Raw genomic sequence first — 20854 nt, 5'->3', positions numbered from 1 at the left:
CACTCCGGCGAGCGAGGAGGAGGTGGACACGATGGCCGAGGACGACCGCGCGCGAGGCACGGAGGGTACGCCCGCTGCGGCGGCCGAAGAGGTGGCACGCGCCGCGGCCCGGGCCTTCGGGCTCAGCCCCGCGCAACCGGACGACAGCCGTCCCTCGGCGGCGGCCCAGCGGCTGCACACCGATCCGGACACCGTGGAGCGGGATCTCATCAAACTGGTGCTCACCATCGTCGAACTGCTCCGCCAGCTCATGGAGCGCACCGCGATCCACCGCGTCGACCAGGGCGACCTGAGCGAGCTCCAGGAGGAGCGGATCGGCATGACGCTGATGATCCTGAACGAACGCATGACGGAGCTGTGCGACCGCTACGACCTGACGATGGACGACCTCAATCTCGACCTCGGACCGCTCGGCTCACTGCTGCCGCACAACGGCGCCTGAGCGGGCCGAGTCCAGGTTTCATCGCAGCACCCCAGGCAAGGAGGAGGCCATGACTGACGACAAGGAAACGAAGAACTCGGCCCCGGACAAGGGCAGGACCACGACCGCCCGCAAGACGGCATCGGCCCGCAAGTCGGTCGATGCCACGGCCGGGAGGGCCGGCAAGCGGGCCGACGCGACCGCCGACGAGGCGCTGTCCGCGGCAGGGAGCGCCAAGGACGCGGCCGGCAGCGCGAAGGACGCGGCCGGGGGCGCCAAGGACGCGGCCTCGGACAGCGCCCGGGCGGCCGGTGAGACCACCCGCCGCGTCGGCCGTGCCGCTGCCGCAGGTCTGCAGAGCGGGCAGCACACCGTGACCGCCAGCGCGGCGAAGGCCGCGAGCGCGGCGACCACGGCCTGGACCGCCGTCAAGCACCGAAAGGCGGTCGCCGCCGGAGCCGCTGCGGGAGTGGCCGGTGTCGCCGGAGCGGCGTTCGCCATCGGCCGTTCGACGGCCAAGCCTCCGACGGGCCCGCTGACCCGGCTGGCGCGCGGGCGGATCTGAGCGCGCGGGTGGATCCGAGTAGGTGAACAGGAGAACGCCGGGCCCGGCACGGGCCAGGACGTGGGGCGGGGCCGGAGAGGATTCTCCGGCCCCGCCCCACGTCCGGACCACGGCGATCTCCGTCCCGTGCGGCACCCACGCGACCCCGTCGCCCCGGCCCGGTGGCCATTCACCGGCTCAGGGACGGCCACCAGGACGCTGTCGTCGTCGCACTGCCGGACGGTGGCGGCACCGCTGAAACCGGCTTCGCGGAGGAGCGGGTCCGCGTCGACGCCGACGGTGTCGGCCCGTGGGAAGGCGTGGGCCGGCCAGGTGGTCAGCGAGCCGGTGCCGCAGCCCATGTGGCAGCCCAGGGCGTCTCCCCTGCCCTTGCCCGGCCCCTGCCCCGGCGTGCCCCTCACCAGAAGGCGCTCGGCTTGAATTATTCGAACGTTCGAGCGAATATCGAAGAGTATGGGCAGGTCGTCAGGGAGACCGAGTGGATCGGTGGCGGCGCTGGTGGGTCTGGATCTGGCCACCGGCCAAGGTGATGAGTGACCCGGCGTCGCGCGCGGCCTGCGTGCTCGCCGTGCCGCTGGAGTCGGTGCCGGAGTCCCGCCGCGTCGGTTCTGTGCGTTCGGGGTGGGCTCTCGCGGGAGAGTGACTTCTCGCCACGTCAAGATCGGTTGGCTGAAACTGCTCTATCGAACTATTGTGCGAATGGATCGGATGCAACGTTCTGACAGCAGGACGCCAGACGAGCCAGGGGGTGCCAGAGCAGATTCGGAGGTGCGCGATGGCTGTTTTCACGCATCTCCACGTCGCTTCCGGGTTCTCCGCCCGCTACGGTGCCTCGCATCCGCAGGACCTGGTGCGCCGGGCGGCGGAGCTCGGCATGGGTGCGCTCGCGCTGACTGATCGGGACAGCGTCACCGGCGCCGTGCGGCACGCGAAGGCGTGCCTGAGCGCCGGGGTACGTCCGATCTTCGGGGTGGATCTCGCCGTCCCGGCGTTCGACACGGCAACGGCTCCTCGCCGCTCGCGCACACCGGTCCGCGGTGGTGGGCACGTGGCCGAGCCGCGCCTGAGGATCACGCTGCTGGCAGGCTCCGTGAGCGGGTGGGCGCGTATCTGCCGCCTCGTCTCCGCGGCCTACGCGCATCCGGTCGACGGCTTTCCGGTCGCCTCGTGGGAGGCGTTGCGGGAGGGCTTGGGCGAGGATGTGGTGGCGATCCTCGGGCCGGCCTCCGAGCCTGTACGTGCGCTGGCCGCCGGGCGGCCGGACGTCGCGGAAAGGCTGCTCGTCCCGTGGCGGGAGATCGCGGGCCGGGAACTTCTTCGGCTGGAGGCGGTCGCCTACGGCCTGTCCGGGCTGGGCGCGGGATCGGTGCGGCTGGCCGCGCACACCCTTGCTCTGGGCGACCGGCTCGGCATCCCGACGGTGCTCACCAACGCGGTGCGGTACGAGCGGCGCGAGCAGCACCGCCTGGCCGACGTGCTGGACGCCGCCCGGCTGCTGCGTCCGATTCCGCAGCGTGGTCCGCTCGACCCGGGCGAGCGGTATCTGAAGTCCGGAGCCGAGATGGCCGAGGTGGCGGAGCGGGTGGCCGCGGCGGCGAACGCCCCGGCCGGGCGGGGGCGGCGTCTGATCGAGGAGACGGCAGCTACCGCCGAGCAGTGCACGGTGGACCCGGTGCGCGACCTCGGCCTGGGACGGGCGCACTTCCCCGAGCCTTACGTGGTGGGAGCCGGCACCCGGCCGGGGGACGGGATGCGGTTGCTGCGGCAGCGCAGCGAGGCCGGGATGACCGCCCGCGGCCTCGACCGGGACGTGCGGGCGATGGATCGGCTCGGCTACGAGCTCGGGGTGATCGAACGCCTCGGATACGAGGCGTACTTCCTCGCGGTGGCCCAGGTCGTCGCGGACGTGCGGTCCATGGGGATCCGGGTCGCCGCCCGCGGCTCCGGTGCCGGGTCCATGGTCAACCACAGCCTTTTCATCGCCACGGCCAACCCGCTCTCGCACCGGCTCCTGTTCGAACGCTTTCTCAGCGAGCGCCGCACCGCCCTGCCGGACATCGACCTCGATGTCGAGTCGGACCGGCGCCTGGAGGTCTACGACCGGATCTTCGAACGGTTCGGCCCCGAGCGCGTGGCGGTCACCGGGATGCCGGAGACCTACCGCGCCCGTCACGCCCTGCGCGATACGGGGCTCGCGCTCGGCATCCGTCCGCAGACCGTCGACAGGATCGCCAAGAGCTTTCCTCATATCCGCGCGTGCGACATCGGCTCCGCCCTGTCCGAACTGCCCGAACTGCGGCAGCTCGCGGCCGAGGCCGACCAGTACGGTCCACTGTGGGAGCTGGCCGAGGGCCTGGACGCCCTGCCGCGCGGCTTCGCCATGCACCCGTGCGGCGTGATCCTTTCCGACGCGAGCCTGCTCGGTCGCCTCCCGGTGCAGCCCGCTCCGGGAGGCGCGTATCCGACGGTGCAGGCCGACAAGCACGATGTCGAAGACCTCGGCCTGCTGAAGCTCGACGTCCTCGGCGTGCGCATGCAGTCGGCGATGGCGCACTCGGTCGCCGAGATCCGTCGGACCACAGGCCGGCACATCGACCTCGACAGTCCCGACCACGTCGACCTCGCCGACGAGGCCACCTTCGAACTGATCCGCAGTACCAAGGTGCTGGGCTGCTTCCAGCTCGAGAGCCCAGGACAGCAAGATCTCATCGCGAGACTCCAGCCACGGCACATGCAGGACGTGATCGCCGACATCAGCCTCTTCAGGCCCGGCCCGGTCGCCGGGGGCATGCCCGCGAGATTCATCGCCGCCCGGCACGGGGCCGAGGAGCCTCGGTATCCCCACCCCGACCTTGTGCCGATCATGGACGACACGTACGGGGTGGTGATCTGGCACGAGCAGATCATGATGATCCTGGCCACGATGACCGGCTGCGACCGTGCCGCCTCGGACGTCGCACGCCGCGCCCTCGCCGACCCCGGGCGGCTGCCGAAGGTGGAGGCGTGGTTTCGCCGCTGCGCCGGCGAGCGTGGCTACACCCCGGACGTGATCGGCGAAGTCTGGGGCATCGTCAAGGAGTTCGGGGCGTACGGATTCTGCCGTGCGCACGCTGTGGCCTTCGCGGTCCCGGCCGTCCAGTCGGCGTGGCTCAAAACGCACTACCCCGCCGCGTTCTTCGCCGGGCTGCTCCAGCACGATCCCGGCATGTGGGCGCCCCGTGTCCTGGTCCAGGACGCGAAGCAGTTCGGCGTGGCGATCCTGCCGGTCGACGTCAACACCTCCCGCAGCGCACACAGCGTCGAACCGACCGCGAACGGCTGGGGCGTACGGCTCGCGTTGTCCACGGTGCGCGGGATCACCGAGGCGGAGAGCGCCCGCATCGAAGCCGGGCAGCCGTACGCCGGGCTGCAGGATCTGTGGCTGCGCGCCCGCCCGTCCCTGCCTCTCGCCCAGCGCCTCATCAAGATCGGAGCTCTCGCTCCGCTGCAAGGCGGACTGACCCGGCGGGATCTGCTGTTGCAGGCCGCCGAACTGCACCGCTCCGCACGCAACAGGACCGCGATCGACGGCCAACTGCCGCTCGGCGACGAGACGCACGCGGGCGATCCGGCCGGGCTGCCCGAGATGACCGGCCGCGACGTGATGAGCGCCGAGATCGACGTGCTCTCCATCGACGTCAGCCGTCATCTGCTCGAACACCACCACCGCCTGCTCGCCGAGCTCGGCGCGACCGACGCCCATCACCTGCAGGCGATGCGCCGTGGAGAGCAGGTGCTGGTCGCCGGTGTGCGGGCATCGACCCAGACGCCGCCGATCCCGTCCGGCAAGAGGGTCATCTTCGTGACCCTGGAGGACGGCTCCGGCCTGGTGGACCTCGCGTTCTTCGAGGACTCCCACGACACCTGCGCGCACACGGTCTTCCACTCCGGCCTGCTCCTGGTCCGTGGAGTCGTCGAGGAACGCGGCCCCCGGCGCACCGTGGTCGGGCAGATGGCCTGGGACCTCGAGGAAGTCGCCACCACCCGCCGCGACCTGGGCCCCGAAGCCGCTCTTGGCCTGCTGGGCCGCACCACACCCGCCCCCACACCCGCCCGCGGTGACAGCACGCCGGGGGCGGGCCGGACACTCGAAGACGGAACGGCCGGGGCGAAGCTCAACGCCTGGAGCGATCTGCGGCCCGCCGGGTCCCGCTCCGCCGACCTGCGGCGCCTGGGGCATCGCTCTCCCGGATCGGCGGGTTGAGCGCCATGACCACCCGAGCCCGAAGCATCCTGCGCATCCAGCTCCACGACCTCGGCCCGGCCGGCCAGGAGACGTACGAGCAGGCACTCGCGCTGCTGCGTGATCTCACCCCGCTGGTGCAGGCCCTCCCGCCGGACGCCGTCGACCTCGACGTCACCGGTGCCCTGCGGTTCTTCGACCGGGACACGGGCGGCCTGGCGACCATGGCCGCACTCCGCCTGGCCGCACACCTCGGGCTAAGGGCGACGATCGGCGCCGGCCCGAATCGGATGCTGGCCGCGATGGCGGCCGACACGACCGCTCCTGGTCAGGTCACCGTCGTCGCCCCGGACTCCGGGGCAGTCGCCGCGTTCCTCCGTCCCAAGCCTGTCGGCGCCCTCCACGGGGTCGGCCCGGCCACCGCCCGTACGCTCGGGGAGTACGGCCTCCACCGCGTCGGCGACCTTCTCGACGTTCCGCTGCTGACGCTCCAGCGCATCCTCGGCAAGGCCACCGCCGTGACGCTGTCGCAACGGGCCCGCGGCCTGGACCCGCGCCCGGTCATCTCCGAGGCGGCGCCCAAGTCCACCGGTTTCTCCTACGAGTTCAGCCACGACGAGCTCGACCCCGCCGCACACCGCCGGGCCCTGCTCGACCTCTGTGAACGTCTCGGGCTGCGGCTGCGCACCACCGGCCAGGTCGCCGTGCGGCTCGCGCTGAGCATCGCGTACGCCGACGGCGCCACGACGCAGCGCTCGCGCACGCTGGAGGAGTACACCGCTCACACGCCGGCACTCGGCGCCGCCGCGTACGACCTGTACTCCCGCTTCGGGTTGCAGCGCGCCCGCGTCCGCACGATCAACGTTCGCGCGGACGTCACCGATGCCCGGCACGCCGTCCAGCAGTTGCTCCTGGACCCGGCGGACGGCAAACGGCGCCGCATCGAGCAAGCCGCCGACCGGGCGCGGGCCCGCTTCGGTGATCAGGCGATCCGCCCGGGCACCCTCGCCCGGCCGCGGTGGTGACCGCGGCCCTCCAGCCGGTCCGGTGGTCCGAGGGAAACCGGCCGCCCACCTGGACGAAGGCCGGGTGGAGACGATCACCGGGGCCGCGCCTTCCCCGGCGCCGGGGCCACGTCGGACGGCATCACGTCGGACGGCGCCACAGCGTCCGGCGGTGCTGGAGCATCCGCCGGACGCACGGAACCGCGTTCTTCGCTCATGATCACCAGATGCGGTGAACTCCCCAGCTCCCGGGAGCGATACGCCCGTATCGCCCACCATGATGAGGTCGTCCCACCCCCACCTCCCCCAGGAGTACGACGATCCTCCCCCAGGAGTACGACGATGTTCAGAGACGTCCGAACCCCGTGTCGGCGCCTGTGCTTCCTCAGCCGCCGAGGTGTTCGGCCCGATGCGCGGCCCAACGTTCCATCATCGACCCGAGTTCCTTCTCCACGAACCGGAAGAACTCCAGGGTGCCGTTGATCCGGCTTCCCTGCGGGGTGTCGATGCCGAACCGGTCCACACCCTCCTGCATCGTGGCCTGCCAGCTCTTCAGAATGGTGTCCCGCTTCAGCAGCGCTTCGTACCACTGGTCGCCCTGCACGCGATAGCGCTCACGCCGGGACCCGGGCTCCCGCTCGCGGCTGACCATATTGACCTGGGCGAGATAGCGGACGCCCCCCGAGACGGCCGCCGGGCTGATCCTCAGCTGCTCGCTCAGCTCCGCGGAGGTGAGTACGCCCCGCTCCGACGAGAGCAGGGCGGCGAAGATCCTGGCCGGCATGCGAGCCATCCCCGCCTGGACCAGCTGGGCGGCGAAGTGCTCCACGAACCGGGAGACTGCCGTCTCGTCGTCGCCGCCGTCCACGCGGCTCTCTTTCCGCCGCTCATCCATGCTCCGACCCCGGTCCCTGTGGTTCCTGACGCTTGTGCGTGCCTGCGTCCTCGACCAGTCTATCGAGCGATTCATACGGTTTCTTAACTTCACACATTTCTGAAAGAAGCGTACTTTCGAAAGATGAAGAAGGCAATCACCGTCGCCGGACTGCACAAGTCGTTCGGTCGGACGCACGCCCTCACCGGCCTCGACCTCGACGTCGAAGCAGGTGAGGTCCACGGCTTCCTCGGACCCAACGGGGCCGGCAAGTCCACGACGATCCGCATCCTGCTGGGGCTGCTGCGCGCCGACTTGGGCGGGGCCCAACTCCTCGGCAAGGACCCGTGGAAGGACGCGGTCGCACTGCACCGGCGGCTCGCCTACGTCCCCGGGGACGTGGAGCTGTGGCCGGGCCTCACCGGAGGAGAGGCCATCGACCTGCTGGCGAAGCTGCGCGGCGGCCTCGACCGGCGAAGGCGCGACGAACTCATCGAACGGTTCGACCTCGATCCGGTCAAGAAGGGCCGCGCCTACTCCAAGGGCAACCGGCAGAAGGTCGCCATCGTCGCCGCGCTCGCCTCCGACGCCGAACTGCTCCTCCTCGACGAGCCCACGGCGGGCCTCGACCCCCTGATGGAGGTCGTCTTCCAGGACGTCATCCTCCAGGCCAAGGCGGCGGGGAAGACCGTGCTGCTCTCCAGCCACATCCTGGCCCAGGTGGAGAAGCTCTGCGACCGCGTCAGCATCGTCCGCCGGGGCCGCACCGTGCAGTCGGGCACGCTCGGCGAGATGCGCCACCTCACGCGAACGACCGTCGAGGCCGAGACCGAGCGCCCGGCCACCGGACTCGACGCCACGCCGGGTGTGCACGGACTGAAAGTGATGGACCGGAGAGTGAACTTCGCCGTGGACGGAGCACACCTCGACGCCGCGATCCGCAGGCTCGGAGAGTTCGGCATCCGGAGCCTGACCAGCCACCCGCCGACGCTCGAAGAGCTGATGCTGCGCCACTACGGCGACGAGCTCGCGTCCAACGGCCGTACGGGGAACGGCGACCCCGCGCCCTCCGACGCGCACTCCGACGGGCCTCCCTCCACCTCCACCGGCGGAAAAGGCGGCGTTCCCCGATGACCAGCACCGTCGCGCCGCTCGACGCCTCCGGAAGGTCCGCGCCCACCAGGACCGTCTCCGTCGCCCTCACCGGTACCGGGACCCTGGTCCGGTTCGGACTGCGCCGTGACCGCGTCCGCATGTCCGTATGGCTGCTCGCCCTCACCCTGGGGACGCTGGCCACGGCGGCCCAGTACAAGACGCTGTACTCCACTCCCGAAGAACGGGCCACCGCCGTCGGCTCCATGGACAGCCCGGCCGCGCTCGCCATGACCGGCCCTCGTCACTATCTGTCCGACTACACCGCCGGAGCGATGCTCGGTCACCAACTGCTCGGCTTCATGGCCGTCCTGGTGGGTCTGATGAGCATCCTGATCGTCACTCGCCACACCCGCGACGAGGAGGAGACCGGCCGCGCCGAACTGGTCCGCTCCACCGTCTTCGGGCACCACGCTCACCTCGCCGCCGCACTGACGCTCGCCGCCGTGGCCAACCTCGCGCTCGCCCTGCTGCTGGCCCTGGGCCTCACCGCGTCGGGCATCGACGGCATCGGCCCCGGCGGGGCGCTGCTGTACGGCCTCACCCATGCCGCGATCGGGCTCGTCTTCGCCGGGATCGCCGCGGTCACCGCGCAGGTCACGGCGCACACCCGGGGCGCCTCGGGCATGGCGCTCGCGGCGATCGGCGCCGCCTACGTGCTGCGGGCCTCCGGCGACGTGGGCCACGGCGCCCTGTCCTGGCTGAGCCCGATCGGCTGGATCCAGCGCACCTACGTCTTCGTCGACGACCGGTGGTGGCCGTTGGCGCTCTGCCTCGCCCTCGCCGCGCTGACCGCGGCGTACGGATTCGTCCTGAGCACCCGACGCGATGTCGGCGCGGGCCTGCGCGCCGCGCGGCTCGGGCGGCGTACGGCGTCCGACGCCCTCACCCGGCCTCTCGGCTTCGCCCTGCGGCTGCACCGGGCGACCCTGCTGGGCTTCGGCGCCGGGCTGTGCCTGATGGGCGTCATGTACGGCTCGATCCTCGGCGAGGCGGCCGACATGGTGAAGGACATCGAACAGGTCCAGGAGGCGCTGGCGAAGATCGGCGGCAGCACCGTGGCCGAGTCGTTCGCATCCATGGTGATGGTGGTCGTCGCGGTGGTCGCCGCCGTGTACGTGGTGATGGCCGCGCTGCGACCGCGCGCCGAGGAGAGCGCCGGCCGCGCCGAACCGCTCCTGGCCACCGGCCTCTCCCGGAACCGCTGGCTCGGAAGCCATGTCGCCGTCGCACTGGCCGGCGGCACCGCGCTGCTGGTCCTCGCCGGGCTCGGCTTCGGCCTCTCGGGCGCGGCGTCGGCGGGGGACGGGGGCCTGGTCCTCGGCCTGGCCGGAGCGGCCACCGCGTACGCCCCCGCCCTGTGGGTGACCGTCGGCGTGGCCGTCCTGCTCTTCGGCTGGTTCCCCCGTGCGGGAGCGGCGGCCTGGATCGTGCCCGTGTACGCGTTCCTCGTCGGGTACCTCGGGCCGATCCTCCAGCTACCGGGCTGGATGGACAACCTGTCGCCCTTCGGTCATGTGCCGCGACTCCCGGCCGCCGGGATGGACTGGACCCCGCTGCTCGCCCTGACCGCCGTCGCCGCCGGACTGATCCTGCTGGGGCTGATGGGATTCCGTCGCCGGGACCTGGAGACCAAGTGAAGGACGCGGCGCCACGCTGACGTCACATCACCAACCGGTCCACAGCAGGTGGTTGATCAGCAGAGCCGGAATCACCGACGCGATCAGCCACCGTCGCACGGACCGGCGGGGGAGCAGCGCCGCCGCCGGCAGCAGCCACAGCAGGAACGGCTGCCAGATGCGCTCGGTCTCCGCCTTGCTCATGCCCGAGAGGTCGGCGGCGAGCAGCGCCGCCAGCGCCGCCAGGACGAGCAGCGCGAGCCTCGCTTCCGGGGAGGCCGCCGCGGAGCCGCCCCGCAGTGCCCGTACGGCGCCGGGCGCGGCCGCCGCGCTCCGGCGCAGCCCGGCGACGGCGGCGAGCCCGGCCGCGAGGGTCGCGCAGGCCAGGTTGGCCCAGACCCAGTAGCCGTACGGGCGGACGCCTCCCGCGCCCTGGTAGTAGCGCTCGACCAACAGGTGGTAGGCGGTCCACCAGTTGAACCCGGCGAGCGTGAAGGCCACCGGGACCACGAGGGCGCCGAGCAGGAACAACGGCACCGGGCGGGCGGTCCGGGCGAGCACCAGCACCGCGAGCAGGACGGCCGCCATCAGCCCCAGCCCGTAACTGAGGTAGCAGGTCCACCCGAACAGCAGACCCCCGCCGGCCGCCGCCACGGCCGGGAAGCGGACCCGGCGGGTGGCGGCCAGCGCGAGCAGCGCCACCGACCAGGCGGCCACGGCCGTGAAGTAGCCGTCGGCGGAGACGCCAGCCCAGACGGCTGCCGGGGCAAGGACGAGGAAGGGCGCGGCACGCCGGGCCAGGCGCTCCTCGGCCAGCGCGCGCACGGTGATCAGGGCGGCCAGCACCCCCGAACTGCCCACCACGACACAGAAGACGGCCGCCCAGGCGCCGCCACCGAGACCGATGCGGTCCAGCCACACGAAGGTCAGCGTCGCGCCCGGCGGGTGCCCGGCGATATGCGCGGGCCAGTTGCCGGGTTCGCCGATCACGATGTGGTTCGTGAAGTCGCGCAGGGTGGCGGGAATGTCCTCGAAGCGGTCGATGACCCGCAGGTACTCGTGCTTCGTGGTGAGCCGCTTCGCGACGCCCCGGTGCCAGCCGTCGATCAGCGCCATCGACAGGACCCAGGCCATCGACCCGGCCCAGGCCGCGGCCAGCAGCCCGCGCCAGGGCAGCCGGGCGGCGAGCGCCGGGCCGTGAACGACCACCAGGACCGCCAGGGTCAGAGCGGCCGGAGTGCCCGGCCCCAGGTGCGGGTCCCAGGAGGCCAGGAGCGGCGGCCACTGGGCGCGCAGACTCCCGTCCCGGTTCTGGATGACATGGCCGACGACCACAGCGGCCGTGACCAGCAGCACGCCCGCGGCGGCGGCGACCAGGTCGGCCCGTCCCGCGCGCCGGGCGCGGTCGCGGTCCGGTGGTGCGGGCGGGCCGTGCCCCGTGCCGCCGGCGGTGTTCGTGGGGGTGGCGTCCTCGGTCTTCACGCTGGCACGCTATGCACACCGGCGCGCGATCGGGCGGTACGGCAGGGCCGCGTCACCGAACCGTCAGATTCGCTCTTCCAGCAGCGACGACCGTCGCGGCGACGCCCCCTTCCCCCGCCCTGACGCCACGACGTCAGCATTCCGTCAGGAGTCGCGTCCGCCCGTCGGAGCTGTTCCCCGCCTAGCGTCGGGCACATGCCCGATCGCCGTCGCATCCGCTCCCTCCCCGCCTCCCTCCGCACCCCGCGCACCCCTGCCGACCCGGCATTCTGGCGCAGCCCCGTGCGCGGAGTGCGCTTCACCGCCGTGCTCGGCGTCATCCTGCTCGCCGGACTCACCCTGCTGTTCGTCACGGGTCTGCTCTCCTACGCGGCCTACAACCCCGACCTGAACCGGGTCAACGACAAGACCCCGGGCAAGGGATGGCTCGGCTTCTACCTGTTCTCCTGGCCGACCGGCCCCCACTGGCTCTACCGGCTGACCCAGGGCCTGCACGTCACCGTGGGCATCGTGCTCGTCCCCGTCCTGCTCGCCAAGCTCTGGTCCGTGGTTCCCCGGCTCTTCGCGCTGCCGCCCGCCCGCTCCGTCGGCCACGCCCTGGAGCGGATCTCACTGCTGCTGCTCGTGGGCGGGGCGCTGTTCGAGTTCCTCACCGGACTGCTCAACATCCAGCTGGACTACCTCTTCCCCGGGTCGTTCTACACCCTGCACTTCTACGGGGCCTGGGTCTTCCTCGCCGGGTTCGTCACCCATGTGGCGCTCAAGACGCCCCAGGCCGTACGGGTGTTGCGAGGCGGCATCCCGCGCGGCGAACCGGACACCCTCGCCGCTCCGGACCCGCTGCCCGCCACGCTGTCCCGGCGCGGCGCGCTGGCCCTCGTGGGGGCCGGTTCACTCCTTCTGCTGGTCACCTCGGCCGGTCGCAGCTTCGACGGGCCGCTGCGCCGCATCGCGCTCCTCACCCCGCGCGGCGGCACCGACCCGGGGCCCGGCCCGAACGCCTTCCAGATCAACAAGACCGCCGCCGCCGTACGGATCAGGCCCGCCGACACCGGTGAACGCTGGCGGCTGACGGTACGGGGGCCGGCCGGGGAGTTCCGCTTCTCCCGGGCCGAGCTGTTGGCCATGGAGCAGCACGGCGCCGCGCTCCCGATCGCCTGCGTGGAGGGCTGGTCGACCTCGGACCAGCGGTGGCGCGGAGTGCGGCTCTCCGACCTGGCGGCGCTCGCCGGCCACCCGGACCGGCCGCCGGGCGTGTTCGTCGAGTCGCTCCAGCGCGGCGGCTCGTTCCGCAAGGCCGCGCTGCGCGACAACCAGGTCCGCGACGGCCGCTCGCTGCTGGCGCTGGAGGTGAACGGCGCACCGCTGTCGCCCGACCACGGCTACCCGGCCAGGGTCATCGTCCCCGCCGTGCCAGGGGTACTGAACACCAAGTGGGTCGAGACCCTGACGTTCGGAGAGCTGTGATGTCCACCCGAGCCGTACCGCCCGCGTCCGCCGGCCCCCGCCGCCCGCGTTTCTCGCCGCGCCGCCCGTACGGCGAGGGCCCGTTCCACCTGCTGCTGCTCGCCGCCACGTTCTGCCTGGCCGGCTACGCGGGCGTACGGCTGCTGGACGGGGACACCGTCGGCGTGCTGCTCTGGTTCGCAGGATCGGCCGTCCTGCACGACCTGGTGCTGCTGCCGGTGTACGCGGGGGCCGACCGGGCGCTGCGCGCCGCGTTCGGCCCCCGGCCGGCCCTGGTGAACTTCGTCCGGGTGCCGGTGTTCCTCTCCGGACTGCTCCTGCTGATCTGGTTCCCGCTGATCGCCCGGCGCACCGAACGGCGGTACGAGGCCGCCGCCGGCACTTCCCCGGACGTCTACTTCGGCAACTGGCTGCTGATCACCGGCGCGCTGTTCGCGCTCTCCGCGCTCTGGCTGCTGGTCCGGGCGCTCCGCTCCCGTACGGGCCGGCGCAGCGAGACGAAGGTCCGCCCCTCCGCGCCCCACTGACCGGCCGTGAGCCAGCCACCCGCGCGGGCGTGCCGCAGCAGGGCAGGCGTTCCGATCCGCGCCCACGGGAACGGCTCGGCGGCGCGCGCGGAGGCGGGGGCGATCCTCCCGTCCGTTCCGTCCCGGCCGTCGTCGAGCCGGACCCGGACCCGTTCGTCCACGTCGACGGGGGCGGTCTCGGCGATCAGCAGCCCGCCCGCGCCGAGCAGATCGGCCGCCCGGTCCAGCAGGGCGGCCGGGTCACCCCCGATGCCGATGTTGCCGTCGAGGAGCAGGAGGGTGCCCCAACGGCCCTCCCCGGGCAGCGGGTCGAACACGCTGCGGAGCAGCGCGGTGCCGCCGAGCCCCCGCGTACGGGCCACCGCCGCCTCGCTCACATCGATGCCCAGCGCCCGGTGTCCGAGCGAGGCCAGCTCCGCGACGAGCCGCCCCGGCCCGCAGCCGATGTCCAGCACGGGACCCTCGCACCGGTGCAGCGCGGACAGATCGGCGGAGCCCGCGTCGGAGCACCAGCGCTCCACGTCCAGCGGCAGCAGCCAGCCGTCGTTGCGGCGCAGGAACAACGGACCGCGGCCGGTGCGCAGGGCGTTGGCGTACGGGTCGGCGCCCCACGGAGCGGTGCGGATCGGCGTGGCGCCGGGGGCGTCCGTGGAGTCGACGGCATCCGAGTCGACGGCCGTTCCGTGGGCGTCCGGGCTCGCCTCCCCGGCCTCGACGCGGTCGGCCGGGGCCGGGGAGGCGAGCCCGGACGAGGGCACGGTGGTGCTCATCGCACCCCCGCCCCGGTCAGCCGGCCGAGCGCCGCGGCGAACCGGCCGCCCGGCGCCGCCGACGCGACCCGGTGGGCGTCGGCGGCGGTGTCCACGTCGACCAGTACCGGCAGATCGCGCACGGCGAGCCCCGCCTCCACCAGCCTGCGCCGCTGCACCGCACCCGTTTCCGGGACGGACATCGGCACCCCGCGCAACAGGCCCGGATCGGGATCCGCCAGGCCCAGGGCCCAGAAGCCGCCGTCCTCGGCCGGACCGAACCAGGCCCCGGCGCCGTCCCAGGCGTCCGGGGCGAGAGCGGGGGCGAGCAGATCGGACGTGATCTGCGGGGTGTCCATGCCGACCAGGAGGGCCGGCCCCGTACACCCGCCGAAGGCCGCGGCGAGACGCTCGTCGAGACCGCCCGCGCTCTGCGGCACCACCTCGAAGCCCGGGGGCACCCAGGGGCCCGGCCTCCCGTCGAGGACCAGGACACGTCGCCGGGCGGGGAGGGCGAGCACGGCGTCCAGGGTGTCCGCGAGGGCCGCGGCGGCGAGCTCGGCGGCATCGGCGGGGGAGAAGGGCGGGCAGAGCCGGGTCTTGACCCGCCCCGCCACCGGCTCCTTCGCGATGACCAGGAGTTCCGTGGGCCCGTACGCGCTCATCGAACAGCCTCCGCCCCCGCGCGCCCGGCCCGACCCGATGCCCGGTCCGCCGGTGGCTCCCGCAGCACGCCCCGCATGTCGCGCACCGCCTGCCAGGTCCCGCGCCAGGTGCCGGTCACCTTCGACTTCCCGGTGCGCGGCCGGTAGGGGACGTCGCTCTCGGCGACCCGCAGCCCGGAGTCCGAGGCCCGGACCACCATCTGGAGCGGATAGCCGCTGCGCCGGTCGGTGAGGCCCAGGGCGAGCAGATCGCTCCGGCGGGCCGCCCGTAGCGGCCCGAGGTCGTGCAGGCGCAGACCCGTGCGGCGGCGCAGCATCCGGGCCAGTGCCAGATTGCCGGCGCGCGCGTGCGGCGGCCAGGCGCCCCGGCCGTCGGGGCGGCGGCGGCCGAGCAGCAGATCGCACTCGCCGTCCGCGATCTGTCGCACGAAGCCGGTCAGCAGCGCGGGGTCCAGCGAGCCGTCGCAGTCGCAGAAGCAGACGAACTCGGCTTTGGCGGCGAGCAGCCCGGCGTGGCAGGCCGCGCCGAACCCGCGCCGTTCCTCCGTGACGACGTGCGCGCCGAGGGAGCGGGCGAGCTCGGCCGAACCGTCGGTCGAGCCGTTGTCGACCACGATCGCGCGCCAGCCGTCGGGGACGCGATCGAGCACCCAGGGCAGCGCGGCCGCCTCGTCGAGGCAGGGCAGCACGATGTCGGCCCTGGGCAGGCCGGTGTGCGGTGCGGGCGGAAACGGAAGAGCGGCAGAAGAATCGGTCACCCGCATCACCCTACGGAGACAACTCCGACATTCGGGGCATCAGGTTCTTACGAAACATGGACATCGGCCGGATGGGGGCGGCCGGCCCCGGGCGTCCCGGAGCGGGGGTGCCACAGTGGAGGCCATGGAGAACACCCCGCCCGCCCGGCATCCGACGCCCGTCCAACAGGAGGCGCGCGGCCGGGTCCTCGTCGTGGACGACGACCCCACCGTCGCCGAGGTCGTCGTCGGCTACCTGCACCGCGCCGGCTACACCGTCGAGCAGGCCGGCGACGGCCCCGCCGCGCTGACACGGTTCGCGGCACACCGGCCCGATCTCGTCGTCCTGGATCTGATGCTCCCCGCCATGGACGGGTTCGAGGTCTGCCGCCGGATGCGCGAGTACGGCCCGGTCCCCGTCATCATGCTCACCGCCCGCGGTGACGAGGAGGACCGCATCCTCGGACTGGAGACCGGCGCCGACGACTACGTCACCAAGCCGTTCAGCCCGCGCGAACTGGTCCTGCGGGTCGACTCCGTGCTGCGCCGCGCCCGGGCCGCCGTACCGGCGGACGGAGCGGGCCCGCTGTCCGCGGGCGGGCTGAGCCTCGACCCGGCGTCCCGGCAGGCCTATCGCGACGGGCGCGGACTGGCCCTGACGCTGCGGGAGTTCGACCTGCTCGCCTTCCTCCTCCGGCACCCCGGGAAGGCGTTCGGGCGGGAGGAGCTGATGCGGGAGGTCTGGGGCTGGGACTTCGGCGACCTGTCGACGGTCACCGTCCACATCCGCAGACTGCGCGGCAAGGTCGAGGCGGATCCCGCCCGCCCCCGGCTGATCCGCACCGTGTGGGGGGTGGGCTACCGCCTGGACGCCGAAGCGGACCGCACGGAGAAGGACGGGGCAGCCGCCCCCGCGCCGCCGACCGGGGGCCGTTCGCGGTGAAGGGCGTCCTGCTCGTCGCGTTCCGGCCCCCGAGCACGGAGTGCGGCTGACCGGCGACCGGATCGACGGGGGTGCCGGCGGAGGCGGACGACGAGGAGAGGAGCCGGGTCCTGAACGATCTCCTGATCAACGCCGTCCGCCCCCACCCCGCCCGACGCACGCCGGGCGCGCCGAGGCGCGCGAGGTACAGGGCGGCTGCTGCTTCTCCGTCACGCTCCCGACAGCGTGACGGCGCTCTCCTGCCGGCCGCCCGCCGAACCACGCAGCGGGGCCGCCGCGAAGTCCCCCATCCCCTCGGCGAAGGGGATCCGGGGCCGCCAGCCCAGCTCCTCGCGCAGCGCCCGCGAGTCCGCCGTGACATGGCGGACGTCCCCGAGGCGGTACTCCCCGGTCACCACCGGGTCCGGCCCGCCGTGCGCGCCGGCCAGCGCGGCGGCCATCTCCCCGATGGTGTGCGGCTCGCCGCTGCCGGTGTTGTACGCGGCGAAGGACGCGGGCCGCCGCTCCCGTACGGCCTCCAGAGCCACCGTGTTCGCCGCCGCCACATCCTGGACGTGGACGAAGTCGCGCCGCTGGCCCCCGTCCTCGAAGACCCTGGGGGCCTCACCGCGTGCCAGGGCCGAGCGGAAGAACGAGGCGACACCGGCGTACGGGGTGTCGCGCGGCATGCCCGGCCCGTAGACGTTGTGGTAGCGCAGCGACACCGCCCGGCCGCCCGTCGCCCGCGCCCACGCGGCGGCGAGGTGCTCCTGGGCCAGCTTCGTCGACGCGTACACGTTGCGCGGGTCCGCGGGCGCGTCCTCGGCCACCAGACCGGGCGTCAGCTCCGCCCCGCAGTCCGGGCAGCGCGGCTCGAAGCTCCCCGCCCGCAGATCGGCCTCCGCGCGCGGTCCGGGGCGGACCGTGCCGTGTCGGGGGCAGGCGTAGCGGCCCTCGCCGTAGACCACCATCGACCCGGCCAGCACGAGGTCCCGGACCCCGGCGGCGGCCATCTCCGCCAGCAGCACCGCCGTACCGAGGTCGTTGCACCCCACGTACAGCGGGGCGTCCGCGAAGTCCTTGCCGAGGCCGACCATGGCCGCCTGATGGCACACGGCGTCCACCCCGGCCAGCGCGTCCCCCACCGTCTCCCGGTCCCGGACGTCCCCGACGACGAACCGGTCACCCGGCGGCTCCGGAGGCGTGCCACCGGCGTGGGCCGAGGGCAGCAGGGCGTCCAGCACCACGCTCTCGTGCCCGGCCGCGGCGAGTGCGGCGACGACATGTGACCCGATGAACCCGGCTCCGCCGGTGACCAGTACGCGCATGACCGCCACGCTAGGGCCCGGCGAGCCGTCGGGCCGGGCACGCCGCGCACCCGTCACGGGTCCGTAAGGACGTGTCCGACGTCCCGGTCAGCGCACCCGCTGGCCGGGGGCCGCGTCGAGGCGCACGAAGGGGATGGCGCGGCCCGCCCGCCGGTAGGCGTCCGTGCTGCCGTCGGCGACGTCGAACCCCATAAAGGCGCACAGCCGGCGGGCGGTGCGGGGGTGGGCGGGGGCGTAGCGGGCCATGATCTCGCCGCCCTCGTCCGCGCTCGGGAAACAGGCGGTGACGGCGTAGTGCCGGTTGCCGAACTGGATCGTGGTCTTCGGCGAGGCGCGCAGGTTGCGGTACCAGGCGGCCTCGGGGCCGAAACCGGAGGCCAGAAACCAGGTTCCCTCCTCGCGGTCGTGCGCGACGACCTCCAGGGCGACCCGTCGGTCCAGGCCGCTGTTCCGGCCCGTGTGGTGCAGGAGGAGCAGGCGCCGGCCGAAGACCGGGCCGAGGCCCACGCGGTAGAAGGCTACGGGCAGGCGGGCGAGGCGTCGCCGCCAGCCGCGCGGCAGGGGTGGGCGGCCGGGGTCGGTATGTGGTCGTGGCGTCATCACAACGCCTCCTCTGGACGCGAACGGGAGTCGACGGCACAGCGGGCCCCGGCTCGACTCTTAGTCTGTGCAATCTTTGCACAGACTAAATCTTGGAGACGTGGAAGACCGAGGGGGCGGAGCACGCCCTGCCGGGAGCAGGGTAGAAAGGTGCCATGGCCAGGAAGCCGGCTCCTGCGGAGCGCATGGACGATGTGGACGCCGTGACCGGGGCGGTGCTGACGGCATCCCGGTTGCTGGTCGCGGTGTCGGCGCGCTCGCTGGCGGACGTCGAGGAGCGGGTGACGCTGCCGCAGTTCCGGATGCTGGTGGTGCTGTCCTCGCGGGGGGACACCAAGCTCGTGGCGCTGGCGGAGTTGCTGGGAGTGGCGTCGTCGACGGCGATGCGCATGGTCGACCGGCTGATCGCGGCCGGCCTCGCGGACCGGCAGACCAACCCGGACAACCGCCGGGAGACGTTGCTCCGGCTCACGGAGGAGGGGCGTCGCACGGTCGGGGACGTCACCGCGCGTCGACGTCAGGAGATCGCGTCGATCGTCGAGCGCCTGGCTCCGCACCAGCGGACGGCGCTCATCGAGGCGCTCACCGACTTCAACCGGGCGGGAGGCGAGCCGCCGGCCCCGTTGCCGGACGAAGGCGCCGGACCGCACCCTCTGGGCTGGGACGCCGCGACGACGGCGGGCTGACCGGCCGGGGCGTCCGTCGGCGCCCGGCCCCGCGGGCGGGCGGTTCTCCCGGGGCGCGCTCGCCATGGACATCACGCATATGGTTGCACCTTGAACAATTCATGTCGTGTGAGAGGAGCCTCCCTTGAGCGAGCGGCCGGTGGGCGACATGACGGGTGAGCGACCGGATGCCTGGGCCGAGGCCGTGATGGCCGGGCTGGAGGGAGCGAGGGCCGCGGAACGCGCTCTGACGGAGGCCCTGCGGCCGGCCATGTCCCTGAAGGAGGAGAAGGCGCAACGGCGGGCCGAGGCGGTCCGGGCGGCGGCCATGGGGCTCGGCGTCGAAGGCTGTGCTGCCGCCGCGGGAATCTCCGAGCGTCTGCTCGCGTCCTGGCGGGCCGAGGACCCCGTCTTCGACGCCGCCCTGTCGGCGGCCAGATCCCTGGCGCATGTGCATGACGTGGTACCGGACGTCGCCACCAACCCGGCAGTGCTCAGGGTGGCGCTGGACGCCATCCTGGACGGCGTGCCGTTCGTCGCGGTGGGTGCTCTGGTGGGGGCGAAGCGGGACGCCTTCTACCGCCTGAGGCGAGGCAACCTCCGGCTCGGCGCGCTCTTCGGCGCGGCGCAGAGCGCGCGCCGCCGGACCACGTCGCCGGGCCGGAAGAAGAAGGCGGAGCTCAAGGGGTATCGGCTGGTACGCATCGATCCCTCGACAGGCCCGGGGCCGACCCGGTCTGCTGAGCGGGCGCCGGGCGGCAGCCCCCCGGCTCAGGGGCGGCCGGTGAGGTAGCCGCCCATCGAGGTGAAGTACTCGGTCGCGGGCAGCTCGCGGCCGTCCTCGGTCCGTACGCGCGTGATCGCGAGGCCGTGGTTGCGGCCGGTGCGGGCGTCGGCCCCGGCGACGATCACCACGCCCTCGCCCTCCCGGTAGAACACCCGGCCGGGCGTGCCGCCGTAGCGGTTCTGGGACACGACGGCGGAGAGGACTTCCAGCCGTCGGCCCCGGTGGAAGGTGAAGGCGCTGGGGTAGGGGGCGGACTGGGCGCGGATCAGCCGTTCGAGATCCTCGGCGGGCCAGTTCCAGTCGATGCGGATGTCCTCGGCGGCCCGCTTGTGGAAGAAGGTCGCCTTCGACCGGTCCTGCGGGGTGAACTCGGTCTGTCCGGAGGCGATGAGGGCGAGTGCGCCGATGGTGACCGGGGCGATGAGGTCGACGGTGCGGTGGAAGAGGTCGGTGGCGGTGTCCGTCGGGCCGACCGCTATCGCCTCCTGGCGGACGATGTCGCCGGCGTCGAGTTCGTCGTCCATCAGGTGCGCGGTGACGCCGACTTCGCTCTCGCCGTTGATCAGTGCCCAGATCAACGGCGAGAATCCGGCGTACTTCGGCAGCAGCGAGTCGTGGACGTTCAGCGTGCCGTGGCGGGGGAGGCCGAAGATGCGCGGCGGTATCCAGGTCCTCCAGTTGTTGGCCACGATGATGTCAGCGTCCGCCTCTTTGAGGCGCTCGAACAGCTCCTCGTCGTCCGGACGTTCGCGGATCAGGACGGGGACCCCGTGCTCCTCGGCGAGATCGGCGACGGAGTCGCTCCAGATCTTCTCGTACGCGTGCTCACTCCTGGGGTGCGTCACGACCAGCACCACCGTGTGCTCGGATTCGAGGAGGGCTTGCAGGGTACGGTGCCCCCAGGTCTGGTAACCGAACATGACGACCCGCATGGGTTCCTCCTCGGGGCAGGGATGGGCCGGGCAAGTAAAGCAAGCCTCACCTGAGTCGGCAACAGGTCATGCGGGAGGCCATGGGTGACGGACCGTCAAGGAGTCGCCGCCCCCCGTTGCCCTATCGACAAGGCCT

18 protein-coding genes are annotated in these 20854 nt (G+C 73.0%); 10 read left to right on the top strand and 8 right to left on the bottom strand.

Going from position 1 to position 20854, the window contains the following annotated elements:
- The first annotated feature begins 31 nt into the window (after window positions 1-31).
- The 4 genes from ACH4RG_RS26410 (at window position 32) to ACH4RG_RS26395 (ending at window position 6233) form a co-directional block, all read left to right on the top strand.
- Window positions 32-442 (top strand): gas vesicle protein K, encoded by a 411-nt coding sequence (locus tag ACH4RG_RS26410; protein WP_397924837.1) that lies wholly within the window; start codon window positions 32-34, stop codon window positions 440-442.
- A 49-nt stretch (window positions 443-491) separates the two neighbouring features.
- Window positions 492-986: a hypothetical protein gene (locus tag ACH4RG_RS26405; RefSeq protein ID WP_398163283.1), complete on the top strand. Its 495-nt coding sequence runs from the start codon at window positions 492-494 to the stop codon at window positions 984-986.
- 775 nt (window positions 987-1761) lie between these two features.
- The gene (locus ACH4RG_RS26400) at window positions 1762-5229 is read left to right on the top strand and encodes a DNA polymerase III subunit alpha (protein ID WP_398540357.1); all 3468 of its coding nucleotides are present in this window, start codon (window positions 1762-1764) and stop codon (window positions 5227-5229) included.
- On the top strand, window positions 5226-6233 hold the full coding sequence (locus ACH4RG_RS26395; RefSeq protein ID WP_397924636.1) for a DNA polymerase thumb domain-containing protein: 1008 nt from the start codon (window positions 5226-5228) through the stop codon (window positions 6231-6233). Before ACH4RG_RS26400 ends, ACH4RG_RS26395 begins: the two co-directional genes overlap by 4 nt.
- Before the next feature lie 364 nt (window positions 6234-6597).
- On the opposite strand, the gene ACH4RG_RS26390 is transcribed toward ACH4RG_RS26395, so the two are convergent.
- On the bottom strand, window positions 6598-7107 hold the full coding sequence (locus ACH4RG_RS26390; protein WP_397924638.1) for a GbsR/MarR family transcriptional regulator: 510 nt from the start codon (window positions 7105-7107) through the stop codon (window positions 6598-6600).
- A 123-nt stretch (window positions 7108-7230) separates the two neighbouring features.
- On the opposite strand from ACH4RG_RS26390, the gene ACH4RG_RS26385 reads away from it, so the two are divergent.
- Window positions 7231-8220: an ATP-binding cassette domain-containing protein gene (locus ACH4RG_RS26385; RefSeq protein WP_398540356.1), complete on the top strand. Its 990-nt coding sequence runs from the start codon at window positions 7231-7233 to the stop codon at window positions 8218-8220.
- The gene (locus ACH4RG_RS26380; protein WP_398540355.1) at window positions 8217-9878 is read left to right on the top strand and encodes an ABC transporter permease; all 1662 of its coding nucleotides are present in this window, start codon (window positions 8217-8219) and stop codon (window positions 9876-9878) included. Before ACH4RG_RS26385 ends, ACH4RG_RS26380 begins: the two co-directional genes overlap by 4 nt.
- Window positions 9879-9905: 27 nt before the next feature.
- Here ACH4RG_RS26380 and ACH4RG_RS26375 read toward each other — a convergent pair whose 3' ends face one another.
- The gene (locus tag ACH4RG_RS26375) at window positions 9906-11339 is read right to left on the bottom strand and encodes a hypothetical protein (protein ID WP_397924644.1); all 1434 of its coding nucleotides are present in this window, start codon (window positions 11337-11339) and stop codon (window positions 9906-9908) included.
- Window positions 11340-11534: 195 nt separating this feature from the next.
- Here ACH4RG_RS26375 and ACH4RG_RS26370 point away from each other — a divergent pair, with 195 nt between their 5' ends.
- Window positions 11535-12806: a molybdopterin-dependent oxidoreductase gene (locus ACH4RG_RS26370; RefSeq protein ID WP_398540354.1), complete on the top strand. Its 1272-nt coding sequence runs from the start codon at window positions 11535-11537 to the stop codon at window positions 12804-12806.
- Between the two features lie 394 nt (window positions 12807-13200).
- On the opposite strand, the gene ACH4RG_RS26365 is transcribed toward ACH4RG_RS26370, so the two are convergent.
- The 3 genes from ACH4RG_RS26365 to ACH4RG_RS26355 are packed head-to-tail and all read right to left on the bottom strand — an operon-like array spanning window position 13201 to window position 15511.
- On the bottom strand, window positions 13201-14103 hold the full coding sequence (locus tag ACH4RG_RS26365; protein ID WP_397924649.1) for a class I SAM-dependent methyltransferase: 903 nt from the start codon (window positions 14101-14103) through the stop codon (window positions 13201-13203).
- Window positions 14100-14747, bottom strand: a complete 648-nt coding sequence (locus ACH4RG_RS26360) for a DUF2064 domain-containing protein (RefSeq protein WP_397924651.1) — start codon at window positions 14745-14747, stop codon at window positions 14100-14102. The genes ACH4RG_RS26365 and ACH4RG_RS26360 overlap by 4 nt, the downstream gene beginning before the upstream one ends.
- On the bottom strand, window positions 14744-15511 hold the full coding sequence (locus ACH4RG_RS26355; protein ID WP_398540353.1) for a glycosyltransferase family 2 protein: 768 nt from the start codon (window positions 15509-15511) through the stop codon (window positions 14744-14746). The genes ACH4RG_RS26360 and ACH4RG_RS26355 overlap by 4 nt, the downstream gene beginning before the upstream one ends.
- A 118-nt stretch (window positions 15512-15629) precedes the next feature.
- Between ACH4RG_RS26355 and ACH4RG_RS26350 the strand changes: the two genes are divergently transcribed.
- Window positions 15630-16427 (top strand): response regulator transcription factor, encoded by a 798-nt coding sequence (locus ACH4RG_RS26350; RefSeq protein WP_397924655.1) that lies wholly within the window; start codon window positions 15630-15632, stop codon window positions 16425-16427.
- A 209-nt stretch (window positions 16428-16636) separates the two neighbouring features.
- On the opposite strand, the gene ACH4RG_RS26345 is transcribed toward ACH4RG_RS26350, so the two are convergent.
- Window positions 16637-17734, bottom strand: a complete 1098-nt coding sequence (locus ACH4RG_RS26345; RefSeq protein WP_397924657.1) for an NAD-dependent epimerase/dehydratase family protein — start codon at window positions 17732-17734, stop codon at window positions 16637-16639.
- Between the two features lie 87 nt (window positions 17735-17821).
- The gene (locus ACH4RG_RS26340) at window positions 17822-18334 is read right to left on the bottom strand and encodes a nitroreductase family deazaflavin-dependent oxidoreductase (RefSeq protein ID WP_397924659.1); all 513 of its coding nucleotides are present in this window, start codon (window positions 18332-18334) and stop codon (window positions 17822-17824) included.
- A gap of 155 nt (window positions 18335-18489) precedes the next feature.
- On the opposite strand from ACH4RG_RS26340, the gene ACH4RG_RS26335 reads away from it, so the two are divergent.
- Entirely contained in the window at window positions 18490-19020 is a 531-nt protein-coding gene (locus ACH4RG_RS26335) for a MarR family winged helix-turn-helix transcriptional regulator (protein ID WP_397924661.1), read from the top strand.
- Between the two features lie 124 nt (window positions 19021-19144).
- The gene (locus ACH4RG_RS26330; RefSeq protein ID WP_397924663.1) at window positions 19145-19792 is read left to right on the top strand and encodes a hypothetical protein; all 648 of its coding nucleotides are present in this window, start codon (window positions 19145-19147) and stop codon (window positions 19790-19792) included.
- Here the strand turns inward: ACH4RG_RS26330 and ACH4RG_RS26325 are convergent.
- Window positions 19771-20718 carry a methionyl-tRNA formyltransferase gene (locus tag ACH4RG_RS26325; RefSeq protein WP_397924665.1) on the bottom strand — a complete coding sequence of 316 codons (948 nt, stop codon included), beginning with the start codon at window positions 20716-20718 and terminating at the stop codon, window positions 19771-19773. The genes ACH4RG_RS26330 and ACH4RG_RS26325 overlap by 22 nt on opposite strands.
- Window positions 20719-20854: the final 136 nt, after the last annotated feature.

It is taken from the genome of Streptomyces sp. NPDC021019, from assembly GCF_044333295.1.
Taxonomy (GTDB): domain Bacteria; phylum Actinomycetota; class Actinomycetes; order Streptomycetales; family Streptomycetaceae; genus Streptomyces.
Note: the sequence above shows the minus strand (reverse complement) of the source record. Positions and strands in the feature narration are given on the sequence as shown.